The sequence below is a fragment of the Roseburia rectibacter genome (assembly GCF_014287515.2).
GTDB classification, from domain to species: Bacteria; Bacillota; Clostridia; order Lachnospirales; family Lachnospiraceae; genus Roseburia; species Roseburia rectibacter.
Map to the genome: position 1 here is coordinate 2,209,776 of NZ_CP092473.1, position 15,476 is coordinate 2,225,251.

Genomic DNA, 15,476 nt, shown 5'->3' on the forward strand with positions numbered 1-15,476 from the left:
CAAATTTGATATGGCAGTTTTTTTATGTAATAGGAAATTTCGTTGAAATTCTCTATTACATAAAATAATGTTCTATAAATTAAATACGAAGACTCAAAAAAGGGATGGCATTTCATATCTGTCATCCCTCTTTCCTTTAAAAGATCAAATTCCTGTCTTTATTTTTTCTTTACCTTTATCACACAGGTAACCTTTTTTCCACTGGACGTAGTTGCTGTAATTTTTACCTTTCCAGCTTTCTTTGCTTTTACAGTTCCAAACTGGTCTACCGTTGCAATCTTTTTATTTGAACTCTTCCATTTTACGATATCCGTTGAATTAAACGGTTTTACTTTTGCCTTAAGTTCATATCTGCCGCCAGTCTTCATGGTCAGCTGTTTTTTATTTAATTTGATTGACGTCGATTTTTTGGCTTTCTTTACAACATGTACCTTACATGTTACTTTTTTGCCGCTCGTCGTCTTAGCTGTGATGACTGCAGTGCCGGTCTTTTTAGCTGTTACTTTTCCATTTTTTACGGTTGCCACTGATTTTTTGGAACTGCTCCACTTAATTTTATCGGTACAGTCAATTGGATTCATGGTTGCTTTAAGGCTTATTTTTTTCCCTTTTACCACATAAATCTCTTTGACATTCAGGGTTACTTTTTTAGACGGAATTTTAACTGTAACAGTACAAACTGCTGTTTTTTTACCGTCTGGCGTTTTTACTGTAATTTTTGTCTTACCTTTTCCGACCGCCTTAATCACGCCTTTGGCATTTACGGTTGCAACCTTTTTGTTACCTGAACGGAATACCACCTTTTTATTTGCTGCATTTTCCGGTGTTATTTTTGCTGTCAGCGTAAACTTTTTCCCTTTATTTAAAGTAACTTTCGTTTTATTCAAAGATATGGCTGTTACCGCTGCATTTCCTGAGTCCTGTGAGTCTGGTGCTTTTTCATCCGGCTTTTTTGTATCTGGTGTCTTTTCATCTGGTATCTTCGTATCTGGTGTTTTTTCATCTGGCTTCTTTATATCCGGCGTGTTTTCATCCGGTTTTTTATCTCCTGGTTTCTCCGGATCTACATTTTCTCTATCCTTCCACTTCGCATAAAGAACAACATCACCTGTCATATTAGCTTCGATATTCTCTACCAGAACTGTATATTCAGGATCAAGATACCATCCCAAAAATTCATTTGTATCACAGGAAGGCGCTTTCAACCCGACCATTTTGCCATAAGTATAAGCATCCGGATTCGGATTTTTTACGTCTGCATCAAGATTCATCACATATTGAATCTGATATTTATTCGGCTTATAGAACAGCTTTATTACCAGTTTATCTGAGGCTTTCCCTGATACAACACTACCATTCACTCCAGGTGCAAACGTATATCCTTCATAATTTCTGCACAGTCCATCTTTTTGTGCATCCACCATGGTATCTGCCTTGGCTGCTCCATGTGCCTTTTCATATAACACATAACTTCCATTTTTCTGAAGATAATGTTCTACCTGATAGCTACAGACACCATCGAGTGTCTCATCGCCAACCTTTGTAAGAGACACATCCTTAAGCCACATTTTTGTATTTTCCGGCGTATTCTCATCGCATGCCCCAAAGAAGAATCCAACTGTAGCTTTTGCATCATTTGCCTTAAACTGACATGTAAACTCCTGTTCATCTCCTGTCATATTAAAACCGAATTTCTGTCCGCTGATATCAACATCAAGTTTTTTATTTATCTCGGACTTTGCCTTAAATTTTAAAACATATTCTGTATCTTTAGAAACAAGAACATTCTGCGATAACTGGATTCCCCAGGAATCATAAACACCAAACTGGTTTTTCCACGGATAAAGCATATTGATTTCTGCCTGACCGCCCACATAACGGACGCTGGCAGATTCCGGCTCACCACCTGCCCAGAATTTCCAATTCTTTTCGCCTTCCGAGAAATCACCATTCGTCATGTATTCCTGAATATCGGCGCTTGTGATCTGCAAAAATGCAAGATTTGTATCTGAAAATCCATCTGCTTTTATTACGATCTCATAGTTTCCTGTCTGGTGAAATACACTACCGGAAATAGTAATTTTATCATCATCAAACTTGCTGTTTTGTTTTTCCACAGCGGTTCCATTCACATAAACTGTCTTTTCTGCAGCATTCCATGCATCATTGACACCAACCAGGTTCAATACTGCATCCTGTGTCAGCTTGACACTTCCTGCGGATTCAACTTCAGGAATCCGCGTCAGTGCATCTTCCGCACCCATTTCTTCTATACAAATATTATCAAAATAAACTGTATGTTCATCAGATGGTGTGATCAGACTGCCCATCGCCACATTTCCAAGCATGAATGCTATTTCCGCATTATTTTCCGGTGCAGTAAAATAACGGGTGTATTTATGATATCTGCTTCCCAGTTTATAGGTTGTAAGTCCACCTGCAATCTGAAGGCTGACCGGACGGTCCACTGTTGCACGAGCATCAAAGGTAATCTTATATTCAACACCTTTTTTTACCGGAATATTTTTTTGTATCAACTGAAGATCCCAGAAATTCTGAGCCCATTTATACTCAATTTTCGCTTCTTTCGATTCTGTTACGCTGAGCTTTCCCGCAGGATATCCTTCCCCCTCGTTAAAATAGCTGTCTGCCCATGATGCTGTTCCTTTTGAAAAATTACCATTCAAAACCAGATTTTTTCCTGCTGGAAATACCTCAAGATTCCACTCACAAAGATCAAATCCGGAAGCTGAAATTTTAATTTTATATTTTCCTTCCTCTGAAATAGTTCCAGCCGGAATTGTCATCGTAGTATCATCAAATACAGCTTCCACCTGTTTTCCATCAACTGTAACTGTTTTTTCTACTGCTTTCCATGCATCCCCTGTACCACTTGCAGGATGCATCTGAAATACAATATCCTGCTCTGCTTTTGCTACACCATTTTTATAGAAGAACGGCATCTGCAAAATCGGCGCATTCGAAACATTAAGTTTCACATTACGAAATGAAATTTTGCACTCACCTGATACCTGCGCAAGCAGATATTTAAACTCCATCACACCGGAACTGTTACAGGTAAACGTAATATCCTCGTTTGTCCAGTCAGTTGTCGTCTTACACTGTTTTTCGGTAATAACTGTATAACTTCCATCTGTCGTTTCTATTTTAGCAGTGTATGTTTCTCCCGCACGTTCTGCTTTCTGTTCAAAATGCAGTTCATACGTCATTCCCTCTTCCATCTGCATGGCATCGGCAATCAGCATTTTATCCCATACATTTCCACTTGGAACTGCAGTTACCGTACACACGCCATCTGCCACATCAACAGCCGGATTACCATAAGTACTCCATCCTTTTAAATCATTTCCACTACATCCTGCAAAATCACCATTTTCAATCGGATATACTTTTATCTGGCTGTAATCCACGTTATAATTTGTCAGACGTTTCAGGGATATATTATCTATATGTATTTTCTTACCATCATTCCCAACTATAAATGATACACTTCCTGTTTTGTCAGATACATTTTCCGGCACTGTAAAAGATACTTTTTTCTTTTGCATGTCCGAAGTCAGATCCACCGTTTCAGAAATATACTCTGTGCCATTTGCTCCCTTCACCTGCACTCTGATACTATCACCTGAAAATGCAGCAGCATCGAAAGTAAGTTCATAACGATCTTTTCCAAGCAGAGAAATCCCTGTCTGTTCTATGCCAGCATTTTCATCTGTTCCAGATCCAAGTACCAGTTTACGCTGTGTATCAACGTTTGCAGCTGCATTACCTTTTACATTCCAAAATTTTAATCTTGTATAGGCACCACCTGCATCTTTATTATTTCCCTGATCAAAGGTTCCGTTATAAATGTGTTCTCCACCCTTTGTCGGTTCCTTATCTCCATCTTCTGTGATTCCCTGATAAAGTCCGGTTGCAACCAATGATGCATTTCTGATATAAACTCCGGCCGTGGACGTCAAACCAAGGTTTAATTCCAGACGTGCATAGTCATCGTTAAATTCTTTCATGTCGAACTTATAGGTATAAGTTTTCCATTCGGTCGTCAATGGAACGGTAAAAGCATCGCTGTATTTTGTCCAGCTTCCAAGGAAATTATAGGTAAAATCGCCAGCCTGTGCCGTGATACTGCGTGCTTCATCTGCTTTTGCATCAAATTTTAATTCATATTCATATCCATATGTCAATGGAAACTGATGCATCAGCTGCACAGAGTACCCATTTTCTCCGGCAGAACTGATGCTTACCTTAGCACCACCCTCGGCAGCAGTCACATTCGCTGCACCTCCTGTGCCATTCTGCAGATACCAGCCTTCGATTCCCTCTGCATGTTCAGTAATTTTTCTTGCCTTTGTCAGATCACCGCTTAAGAAATTAGTTTTTCCGACAATACCGCCTTCTAATCCGCCAGCCTGCGCCGCCTCTGATTCAACAGTTTTTTCATCCTCAGAATAATCATGGATTTCTCCATTTGCATCCAGCAGATCATAGACACGCACATAGTCTACTTTCATCTGTCCGCCATCAATGTCATCCAGATTGCCACTGTCGTAATTGCCACCCACTGCCAGGTTTAACATGATATAAAATTCCTGGTCAAACGGAGCCGGATAAGTAAAGTTTTCTTTATTATCTGAACCAATAGAATACCAGTTGGTAATGGTCTTGTAGCACTGATCATCTACGAACCAGCTGATCTTACCCGGTGTCCATTCTAACGCATATTCATGCTCCTGTGTAAAATTAAAGGAAGGATCGATCGTCGTATCATAGTGTCCTCCACGTGATTTATTATTCGGCCATGAATTACCAAAATGTATCGTACCGTCAACACTTCCCGTAACACGTCCTCTTGCCTCCATAATATCGATCTCACCGGACGAAGCCCATCCACCATAAGCGTCATCCAGCGGCATCATCCAGAATGCCGGCCAGTATCCGGTACCTTCCGGAAGAGACATTTTTGCCTCAATACGACCATATTTTTTTGCATATAACGGCTCTTTTGCAGTTCCGTTATAATAATCATTTCCTTTTGTCCATAATTTCGCAGAGGTATAAGTGGAGCTTCCTCTGTTTTCTTTTCTTGCCGTAATCACAAGATGTCCATCTTCAAAAGAGATATTTTCTCCTTTTGTATAATATTCTTTCTCAGCATTTCCCCATCCGGCAACTCCATAATCACTGCCATCACCAGACTGATAATCCCATTTTGTCAGATCTAGCGAATCTTCATTAAATTCATCACTCCAGACCAGTTCCCAGTCTGTACTCTTTGTTTCTTTTGTTTCGCAGTCTACCGTATTTTTTGTAACTTTAGAACCAATCTGGGGGAAATCTGAACTTTCTAATTCTATCTGTTCTGTCTCAATTTCTGTCTCTATCTCAGCATCGTTTTCTGTCTCCATGCCGATTTCTGTCTCTGTCTCTGTCCCTGTTTCCGTATTAATCTCCGTATTGATTTCTTTTTCGGTGCCAGCTTCGGTTCCTGTCTGACTCTCTGTCTCGTTTTCTGATGTCTCAGCTTCTGATATTTCCGATTCTGATACTTCTGATTCCTGCACACTCTCCGTTGTTTGTGCTGCCTCTTCTGTGACCGGATCATTCTGCGCCCCTAATACCGTCCCGCACGGCATCACAGATGTTGCAGCCACAGTTGCCGTCAACGTAATTGCGATAATTCTGGTTAGTTTCCTGTTTTTCATCATTATACTCCTTCTCTTCTTTTTAGGTGCAAATCCCCCTTGCAACCTTATTTTTATTAAAAAATACAATGATGCCAGAAACAATTCTCCATTTTTCAAAATGGTTTCTTTTTTTTACTTTTTATTTCGAAAAAAACACCCGAAAATTCAGATCTGAATTTTCAGGTGCTTTTCTTTATTCATTCTCTTATTTTACTTTGATACTTTTTCCTTCATAATATAAGGTACTCTTAAAGGTTTTATATTTCTTATTGATTTTCACTTTCTTTTCAGCGACAACTTTTACGTAATATGTTTTACCTGATTTCAAAGCAGCTTTTCCATATTTTTTAATCGTAACACTTGTTTTCTTACTGTTATAGGTACCGACTTTTTTATATCCGCTCTTTTCCTTATTGGAAACATATACCGTATAACTTGTTGCTCCTGTCACTTTATTCCAGTTTGCAGAAATTTTCTTTCCGGATGATTTTAATTTTAAATTCTTGTATGGTGCCTTTGCAAAATATAATGTGTCAGACCATGCACCATAAGCCTTTTTGTTATTATTTAAATTGACATAACCTCTTACTTTGATACGGTAAAACTGTGTTTTCTTGATCTTATTGGTAGAAATATCAAGGCGTTTAGAAGTCGTTGTATTACTTAATATTTTCTTTCCGGAATTATCATAAAGAATATATTCATATCCACTCGCGGAATTAGAAGGATTCCATTCTATATATGCAGTATTTATATATGAATAAAATACGGTATTTTCTACTCCGGTGATCTTCGTTGGTTTAACTTTTACATCATAATAGTAACTGCCAGAACCTGCATAAGCTGTAAAGCCTGTACTGCTTGTTCTTCCTGCATAAACATGTCCACAATAACGGTTGTTCTTTTTTAATCCGGTAATTTTTACATTGTTATTTTGGGAGATAACTTCTGATGCTGTACGCTGCGATGCATTATTTAAATAATAATCGATCTTATAACAGTTTGCACCGGAAGAAGCCGGCCAGGTCAATGAAATGGATGTCGTACCTGCACCACTCTGTTTTACTGAACTCGATGCAACCTGCGCTGGAGCTGTTACAACTTCAATCGCCTTCGACCACGTCACATCGGCCGGCACAGTCGAACCAGAATGTGTTGCTGATGTTCCAATCTGGACGTAATAACTCTTTCCCGCAGAAAGACCTGAAATATAGCTTTCTGATTCATCATAGTTCCGCTCGCTTTTACTGCTGTTAAAACTTGAATCATTGCTGATACGATAATAATAATAAATATCATTCTGCATAACAGCATCCCACTGTACTGTTACAGAGCTGCTGCCCGCTTTTACCTGTTTCACGCCTGCCGGTGCAGCAGTCTGTGCATTCGCATCAACTCTTCCGGCAAGAACTAATGTCAGCGCAAACAGCATAACAAATAAAATTTTTTTTGTCTGTTTTCTTAACATTTTTATTCTCCTCTTTTTTATATTATTAATCTTATTTTACATCTTATATCACAGGAATACAATCCTACTTTCTTCCCAGCCTGATTTTTTCTAAAAAACTTCTTTTAAATCCGGCACGAATCATACAATCCCTGAATATATTCTTTAGACTGTACTGCATTCTCCGGCGTTGTATTTTCAAGCGTCACATGTATATACGGCTTTCTCTCCTTAATGAAACGAATAATCTTCTCATAGTTCATCTCACCTGTTCCTGCAGCGACTGACACCAGTTTCCCATCCTGCACCACAAAATCTTTCATATGGACCATTGCAATATCATCTCCAAGCAGCTCTATCGCTTCTTCTATGATCGCATCCCTGTTCTGATAATTACTGATATCCAAAAGATTGACCGGATCAAAAATGATCTGAAGATTTGGAGACGCGATCTCATCAAGCACTTTCCGCGCTCTCTTCGGATTGCATACGATATGTTTCCACACCGGCTCGATTGCAAAAATAACGCCCATTTTTTCTGCATAGGAAATCACCGGTTTCACATTCTGTATAAAAATATCCAGCGCCTCATCCGAGTGATTTTTTTCCTCAAACTTATATGCCTCGTTGACAGCACCTGTCTCTGTTCCGACTACCCCGACGCCAAGCAGTGATGCAAACCGAATATGCGCCAGATAACGGTGTGTGATCTTTGCAAGCTGTCCTTCATCTGGATTTGCAAGGTTTAAATAACATCCCAGTACGGCAATATCAAGATCGTTTTTTGCAAATATTTTTTTCAAGTACATTGCATACCCCGGAGTCAGTGCCCCATCATCCACCGGATATTCCGTGATTACTTTTGAGAGTGCCAGATGTCCGCACAAAAACCCCTGCTCCTTTGCGATTGCAAGGCGCTCCTCAAGTGGTGCTTTTTTGATATCATGTAAACGTATTCCTAACTGCATATGTTTTCCTCTTTCTGTTCTACTGCACGAAATGGTCAATTCCCTCTGTAACAAGAAGTTCTCCATCCTGTCCCTCTATTTCCACGTTTTCTAATACCAGTTCTTTGATGTTGCGCGCAAAGATTCCCTTCTTTGTACACTCTTCCACACCGGAAGACATGGCAGGAACGCCGGATTTCGGATTCTTAGCATATGTCACTGTAATATTTTTCATAATGATCTGCTCAATTTTCTGTTCCGGCAGTCCATCAAAATATGCAGCTGCCACATGACAATTTTGGGCTTTAATATCCTCAAAATCAAGTCTTAAGATCGCAGGTGTACCATCATCTACCGGCATTTTTTCACGGCTCTGGACAAACTCGGTCTTGCCGTCCGGATCACAGAAATAAAAACAGTTTATCACAAACGGCGTCATAACCTGATCCATATCGATTTTCCGGAAAATAATCTGATCTAAAACGGCATCTTTTCCCCGTCCTCTGCGTGTCTTGATACGTAGTCCCCGGTCTGTATCGTAAAACCGGCATTCTTCCACGACCAGATTTTTGACACCGCCAGCCATCTCACTTCCGACTGTTACTGCACCATGACCATTTTCCATCAGGCATTGTCTGATATGGATATTTTCAGAAGGTGTCTTATATTTCTTTCCCATATAGATCTTACCAGACTTAACTGCTATGCAGTCATCTCCAAGTGAGAATTTCACACCGACAATATCTACATTTTTGCATGATTCAGGATCCAGGCCATCCGTATTTGGCGAATCGCTTGGATTGTTGATCGTAAGTCCGTAGAATTTCAGGTTATCTGAAAAATACGGATGCAGTGTCCAGGACGGACTGTTCTTGAAAGTTACACCACAAAGTGTCACATTCTGACAATGGCTTAAGAAAAACAGACGCGGTCGGAATGCTCCTACCATGACTTTCGGATTTTTCCACCAGTTTTCTTTTGAAGCATTGCCATTTATCGTTCCTCTTCCGTAGATCAATACATTTTCTACATCCAGTCCGGTGATGATGCCGGCAAACATCGGTAATGGATTTCCTTCCCATGTTCCTAAATTATATTCCCCCTGTTCATCATAACTTTCAATCATACCAGGAAATTTCGGATAGGCCGCCCTGTCTGTATCTGCGATAAGTTCTGCTCCCTTTGCAAGCTCAAGGCGCAGATTACTTTTTAAAAACAGACTGGTAATGCGATAGCTTCCCTTTGGAATAAGCACACGGCTTTCCTTCGGACAGGCTAGGATCGCTGCCTGTATAAACTTCGTATCATCCTGTTTTCCATCGCCTGTGGCACCAAAATCACGGACATTTAATGTGACAAATTCATATGCTGTAACAAACGATACCGTTCCTAGTTCGGTACCACCTGCTGTTCTTACAGAAACCTCATAGGAAGTCTGCGGTTTTAAATCAAACAATGAATTTATAACCGTATCCGTTGAAAATACCTCTTCACCGTTCAGCAGAACATGATATGTTTCTTTTGTATTGTAAATTCCACCATCTGCAATTTCAATGACCGCATTGCGGGCAGATTTCATAATCAGTTTTACTTCCATGACTCTTTTCCTCCCTATTCCGACTGTTCCATCGCAAGCAGATCATATTGTTCCATTGTTCTTGCTGTAATGTCTGACAGATATTCCGTCTGATCTGCCATGCCCGTATTTTTCAGATGCCCTGCCATTAAAGCACCTGTTTCTGCATATTTTTCTTTCAGCAAAATTCCAATATTGCAGCCCTTTAATATGGCATAGGTGAGTTCCGTTGTTTCTTCTCCCTCAGCTAACGCATCCTTTAATACGCGTTTATAAACTGCGGTCAAAGTCCGGTATTTTTCATAAATCTCAAAACTGATCCCATCAATCACATCCACCAGGGCTGCTAAATATGCATTTCTTGCTTTTGCATCGGCAAATCCGGTTGACGCCTCATCTTCCATCCGGTCAACGATCTTATTGTACCGCTCTTTTTTCCCACATACCGTTTCATATTCCATAAAAAAAGGCATGGCACAGATATCCTCCGGCAATTCGCCCTGCGCTGCACGGATCTGTTCTGCTTTCTCCTTATATACTCCATCTCCTGTTTCTTTATAAAACATGACTGCTAGTCTTCCGAGCCGGTCTGCCTCTGATTCATTCAGAGAAGCAATCGCCTCTTCCGGCATCTGCATAAGTTTTCTGATATCTTCCTGTCTTTTTGTTTCCATTTGTCTCCCTCGTTTTTCTGATACTGACTTTTTTATGCTTCGATATCCTGATAAATAAAATTTAAAAAATCTGCATACAATTTGTGTTCTCCGGCAACCGCATAAATACCTGTCATTGCCCCGGTAAAGCGCTTACCCATATGAATTCCTTCATCGCATAGATAATAAACATTCGCAATCTCTGCTGCTATATGTTTTTCTTCCCCCTGCAGCCGGTAAGTAAAACGCCGCTTTAAATACTCTGTTTCCACTTTCAGGCTGATCTTTTTCCCTGAACAATCACATGGAAGCATCTGTCTCTCATGCAGAACATCTTTATCCCCAATATGTTCTTTTACCTGGATATAATAAGAATTTTCCCTGCAGACTGCAAGACACACCCATGTATTTTCGTCATAATAACAGACTAAACCTGCTTCCTGACCACCTGTAAGTTCCGGTATCACAAGTTCCGTTTCCGCAGTAAAACAAAACGAAGTCTGTCTCTGCAATAAAATATTTTTAGCAGCCACATCTCTGAGTGGAAAACAGCTCCCTTTGATACGGATTCCTGATGAGAGAAAACGGATTCCTTCCGGCTCCGGTGCACGTGGTGTCATCCATTTTGGGTTCCAGCCAATATCCGGCTCTTCTTCCGGCATCCACACCGGAAGGTCCGGTCTTTTCTGCAAAACAGAAGGACCTTTTAATCCATTTACGACCGGCCAGCCATCCGCTGTCCAGCTTACCGGATCAAGTGCCGTCTCCCTGCCAAGCATACTGTAACCATCTCCGATCATCCTGCCGCAGAGATATACCATATACCACTCCCCGTTCTGTGTGCAGACCGGCTTTCCATGACCACATCTCTGGATCGCTGCCCCCTCATCCATCTGCCGCATGATCGGGTTGTATGGACACGGTTCATAATTTCCCATAAGCGTCTTACTTCTCGCAACCGAAATCCTGTGCCCCATTCCGGTTCCTCCTTCTGCCAAAAACAGATAATAATAACCGTCTTTTTTCAACAGATGTGGTCCTTCCGGCGCACGTTTCTGATCTCCGTAATACAACAATTTTGCCTCAGAGATCTGCTTTGTGCAGTCATCATTCAGTTCTAAAATCCTCGCCCCACGGTTTAGCAGCATATAGTGTCTGCCATTCTCGTGAAAGATAGACGGATCAATTCCATCCTCATCAATGACCGCCGGTTTACTGTACGGTCCCTCCGGTCTATCTGAGCTTACCACGATCTGTTTACGGTACACAGTGCCTGTGTCATTCAGGCGGTAGGTTGCCGTGACATAAAATTTTCCATTATCATAAGAAATATCCGGTGCCCAGTAGCCTCTGCCGCCTTCCAGTTCATCCAGTGCCGCCCACTGTGGATCTGTGATCGCATGACCGATGATCTCCCAGTGTATCAGATCCCTCGAGTGCGAAACCGGGATACAGGGGAAAAATATGAATGATGAATTCACCATATAATAATCTTCCCCGACACGCACAATAGACGGGTCCGGGAACATTCCACAGCGTATCGGATTATGATACATCCCCTCATAAGATGCACCTGTTCGTTCTTTATAGTAAGAAAGAAGTTTCTCATCTTTTCTTTCATATGCAATCTGATACGGTGTCACACATTTACCATCTCCTGCCGTAATATCCATTCCAACTTTTTCCACAAGGTAACGGTTCATTTCCAGATTACCGGACGCCGCTGCATAATGCAGAATATTTCTATGATTTTCATCCACCGTATTCATACTTGCTCTGGAATATTCGACAATATACTTTACAATAGAAAAATCTCCAAGTTCCGCTGCATACAAAGCAAGCGGTACACCTTTTTCCGTCACATCATCAATGCAGGATGGATTTTCTGTCAGTTCACGGATCACACCATCTAAATTTTTTGCTTCTAATTCTTTTTGAAGTCCCATAATCTAATCTTCCAGTGCCTCTACATGCAGATACTCGAAATCTCCATAGCCTCCCAGTTCCTTTTCCCCGATGACATTCGCAAACAGCCCTATCTTCGCACCTACCCAGGTATGATCAGACGGTGTAAACTCTGCTCTCACTTCCGTCCATGATGCACTATCTGTATCATCAGTCAATGAATAATAACAATGGAATGCACTGCCGTTATCTCCCTCGCGCATCGCAAAGATCAGATAAACTTGTTCCTGTCCCTCCGGCAGTACCAAAAGCTGCTCTGCCTTCTCGCGCATTCCATCCTCACTGTCATAGGATTTTCCAAGAATCAGACGTTTCTGACCTCTGATTACGCGGACTGCGAGGTATGCATAGTGACCGCCCATCATAACCATTCCTGCCTGCTCCTGTTCAGACAGGGCAGAAATGTCAACACAGGCAGATGCCTCAAAATATGGGCAGACCAGTTTTTCCGTCAGCACATTCGAACACTCCCAGAGGATCGGCTCCACTTTCCCTGATGGATTTTTACAGTATAATCTCAAAAATCCCTTTCTCTCTTTCAAAGAATAGAAATCATCCTTCGGATTGCCAAGCCACTGCCACTGCAAGCCGATTTTTTCCGATGAAAAGTCATCTCCCGCCGCAAGATAACAAGGTGTCTCCGTGATTCCGGTATTTGGTTTTTTATGGATGATACATGGCTCCCCACAGCCATCCACTGCGTTGATCCCCATAACCGGCCAGTCATTTTCCCATGTAACCGGCTGCATATGGACGATTCGTCCGTAAAGTCCTCTGTCCTGAAAATGAATGAACCATTCATCTCCATTCACTGTATCCACCAGAGCCCCCTGATGTGGTCCATTTATGATACTGTTGCCCTGATGAAGCACATTTTTTTCTTCATAAGGCCCGTAAATATTTTTCGAACGCAAAATAACCTGCCAGCCGGTTTTTACACCGCCTGCCGGGGCAAAAATATAATAATATCCATTTTGTTTATATACTTTAGGTCCCTCAATCGTCGGCTGTGTCTTAAGTCCACAGTAGAGAATATGATCCTCCCCTGTTGCCTTTGTTCCATCCCATGACATCGGGAATATGCCAAGATGACTCTTAAATCCAATACGGCTCTTCGCATAACCATGGATGATATATGCATTTCCATCCTCATCCCAGAACGGGCAGGAATCGATCAGACCTTTTCCGGCTAACACAAGTACCGGTTTTTCCCAGATTCCAAGTGCGTCTTTTGTGCGCACCATGTAGATGCCCTCATCCGGCATTCCGTAGTAAATATAAAAATATCCCTCATGGTAACGGATCGCAGGTGCCCATACGCCCTTTGCATGCTGCGGCAGATCATAGCCCGGCTCATCGATCTTTTCGATCGCATAATTTTTCAGTTCCCAGTTTACCAGATCTTTTGATGTTAAGATCGGCAGTCCCGGCACATAGTTAAAGCTGGATGCCGTCATATAATAGGTATTCCCTACGCGTATCACATCCGGATCGGAATAATCTGCAAAAAGTATCGGATTTTTATAAGTCCCATCTTCCTGATCTGATTTCCATAACAATGACATAACTTTAAAATCCTCCTAAATACTGGTTTTATTTCCTGATACAAAAATGGCAAGGGATCACTCCCAAGCCACTAATAAATCACTATAGATACCGCCAAGTTCTTTTAAACCTCTCGCTATACATCCCGCGTAGACAACTGCACCCATATATTTCAGATGCGTATTGTCGGTCAGCCCGTCCATATGGGACGGATAGACACCTGCCGGCAGATGCATGTACCATTCTTTGGTTTTTTCAGCTCCAGCCTTTCGCATTTCTGCGCGGCTCATACTGTAAAGATCGATCAGCGGAACATTTAAATTTTCAGCCGTCTGTTTCATTGCCGCCACATAATCGGTATGTTCCCCGATATCTAAATGTTCCTCATCAATAAAACATCTGCGCTCAAGCGGTGTAATAAAAACCGGCCATGCCCCTTTGTTTCTTGCTGCATTTACAAATTTCTCCAGATTCACCATGTAATCCGAATGTGGATCTGTATACCGCTGTGGATCATTCTTTTTCTCATCATTATGTCCAAACTGGATAAAAAGAAAATCTCCTGCGGTTATCCTGTCATAAATCGGTGTCAGTCTCGACTCATCGATAAAGCTCTTTGTGCTTCTGCCGTTTTTGGCATGGTTCTCCACCCGCACCTCCGGCTTTAGGAACAGGTTCATCACCTGTCCTATGCCGGTCTGCGGAAATGTAAGAATGTCATTGTATTGTACGGTAGAATCTCCAGCCCAGAAAATAGTCGCCATACAAACATTTCCTCCTTATTCTTTTACAGCTCCGATATTTACACCTTTTACAAAGTATTTCTGTAAGAACGGATATACGATCATGAATGGAATGATGATAACAATGATTGCTGCATTCTTTACGGTGTTCTCAGTTGCACCGCCATTTGCCTGCGGAAGATCACTACCCATGATGATACTTCTTAACTTCATCTGGAAGTTATAAAGATTTGAATCTGTAATATAAAGTTTGTAATGTGTATAGTCGTTCCAGTATGTAACGGCAAACATAAGACCGATAGATGCTAACGCAGCTTTTGACATCGGAAGTACGATACGGATAAATGTCTGCATCGGAGTACATCCGTCAAGTGTTGCCGACTCAAACAGGCTGGCAGGAATACCTTCGAAGAAGTTCCTCATCAATACCAGGTTATACACGTTCAGTGCCGGGAATAAGATAACGACCCAGATGGTATTGGTTAAATGTAATGATTTTAATACGAGGTAGGTAGGGATCATACCACCCTGGAAAATCATAGTGAATAGTAATAAGTTTGCAAATAAGTTACGTCCCGGCATATCCCACTGGATCAATACATATGCACCAAATGTAGATAAGATCAAGGCGATGATCGTACCTGCAATCGTCGTGATTACAGAAATCATTAACGGATGGGACAGCGTCGGGTTTTTGAATACGGAAATGTATCCTGCAAGGCCAAATTCCTCCGGCCATAATTTCATACCATATGCGGTTTTTAAATCGAATGAGTCAACTAATACTTTCCACATCGGGATGATAATCAGTAAACTTAAGATAATAAATATTAACCCGTTTACGATCGGGAAAACTTCTATTTTTTTCTTGCTTTTCATATCTGCTGCTCCT

At 41.3% G+C, this 15,476-nt stretch carries 9 protein-coding genes; all 9 read right to left on the bottom strand.

What is annotated here, in order from left to right:
• Nucleotides 1-158 precede the first annotated feature (158 nt).
• Entirely contained in the window at nt 159-5,729 is a 5,571-nt protein-coding gene (locus H8S51_RS10500) for a carbohydrate binding domain-containing protein (RefSeq protein WP_186898745.1), read from the bottom strand.
• Between the two features lie 184 nt (nt 5,730-5,913).
• Nucleotides 5,914-7,176 (bottom strand): fibronectin type III domain-containing protein, encoded by a 1,263-nt coding sequence (locus H8S51_RS10505; RefSeq protein WP_117921870.1) that lies wholly within the window; start codon nt 7,174-7,176, stop codon nt 5,914-5,916.
• A gap of 104 nt (nt 7,177-7,280) precedes the next feature.
• On the bottom strand, nt 7,281-8,123 hold the full coding sequence (locus H8S51_RS10510) for a sugar phosphate isomerase/epimerase family protein (protein WP_117921869.1): 843 nt from the start codon (nt 8,121-8,123) through the stop codon (nt 7,281-7,283).
• A gap of 19 nt (nt 8,124-8,142) precedes the next feature.
• On the bottom strand, nt 8,143-9,699 hold the full coding sequence (locus H8S51_RS10515; RefSeq protein ID WP_186898744.1) for a glycoside hydrolase family 28 protein: 1,557 nt from the start codon (nt 9,697-9,699) through the stop codon (nt 8,143-8,145).
• Nucleotides 9,700-9,713: 14 nt separating this feature from the next.
• Complete coding sequence (locus H8S51_RS10520; protein ID WP_186898743.1) at nt 9,714-10,352, bottom strand: hypothetical protein; 639 nt, start codon at nt 10,350-10,352, stop codon at nt 9,714-9,716.
• Between the two features lie 32 nt (nt 10,353-10,384).
• The gene (locus H8S51_RS10525; protein ID WP_186898742.1) at nt 10,385-12,277 is read right to left on the bottom strand and encodes a family 43 glycosylhydrolase; all 1,893 of its coding nucleotides are present in this window, start codon (nt 12,275-12,277) and stop codon (nt 10,385-10,387) included.
• A 3-nt stretch (nt 12,278-12,280) separates the two neighbouring features.
• Nucleotides 12,281-13,861 carry a glycoside hydrolase family 43 protein gene (locus H8S51_RS10530; protein WP_186898741.1) on the bottom strand — a complete coding sequence of 527 codons (1,581 nt, stop codon included), beginning with the start codon at nt 13,859-13,861 and terminating at the stop codon, nt 12,281-12,283.
• Between the two features lie 57 nt (nt 13,862-13,918).
• Nucleotides 13,919-14,605: a rhamnogalacturonan acetylesterase gene (locus tag H8S51_RS10535; RefSeq protein WP_186898740.1), complete on the bottom strand. Its 687-nt coding sequence runs from the start codon at nt 14,603-14,605 to the stop codon at nt 13,919-13,921.
• Between the two features lie 15 nt (nt 14,606-14,620).
• Nucleotides 14,621-15,463: a carbohydrate ABC transporter permease gene (locus H8S51_RS10540; protein ID WP_006856020.1), complete on the bottom strand. Its 843-nt coding sequence runs from the start codon at nt 15,461-15,463 to the stop codon at nt 14,621-14,623.
• Nucleotides 15,464-15,476: the final 13 nt, after the last annotated feature.

Bases quoted from the DNA above. Each gene is read 5' to 3' on its own strand.
- H8S51_RS10500 (WP_186898745.1), bottom strand. From the start codon at position 5,729: ATGATGAAAAACAGGAAACTAACCAGAATTATCGCAATTACGTTGACG.
- H8S51_RS10505 (WP_117921870.1), bottom strand. From the start codon at position 7,176: ATGTTAAGAAAACAGACAAAAAAAATTTTATTTGTTATGCTGTTTGCG.
- H8S51_RS10510 (WP_117921869.1), bottom strand. From the start codon at position 8,123: ATGCAGTTAGGAATACGTTTACATGATATCAAAAAAGCACCACTTGAG.
- H8S51_RS10515 (WP_186898744.1), bottom strand. From the start codon at position 9,699: ATGGAAGTAAAACTGATTATGAAATCTGCCCGCAATGCGGTCATTGAA.
- H8S51_RS10520 (WP_186898743.1), bottom strand. From the start codon at position 10,352: ATGGAAACAAAAAGACAGGAAGATATCAGAAAACTTATGCAGATGCCG.
- H8S51_RS10525 (WP_186898742.1), bottom strand. From the start codon at position 12,277: ATGGGACTTCAAAAAGAATTAGAAGCAAAAAATTTAGATGGTGTGATC.
- H8S51_RS10530 (WP_186898741.1), bottom strand. From the start codon at position 13,861: ATGTCATTGTTATGGAAATCAGATCAGGAAGATGGGACTTATAAAAAT.
- H8S51_RS10535 (WP_186898740.1), bottom strand. From the start codon at position 14,605: ATGGCGACTATTTTCTGGGCTGGAGATTCTACCGTACAATACAATGAC.
- H8S51_RS10540 (WP_006856020.1), bottom strand. From the start codon at position 15,463: ATGAAAAGCAAGAAAAAAATAGAAGTTTTCCCGATCGTAAACGGGTTA.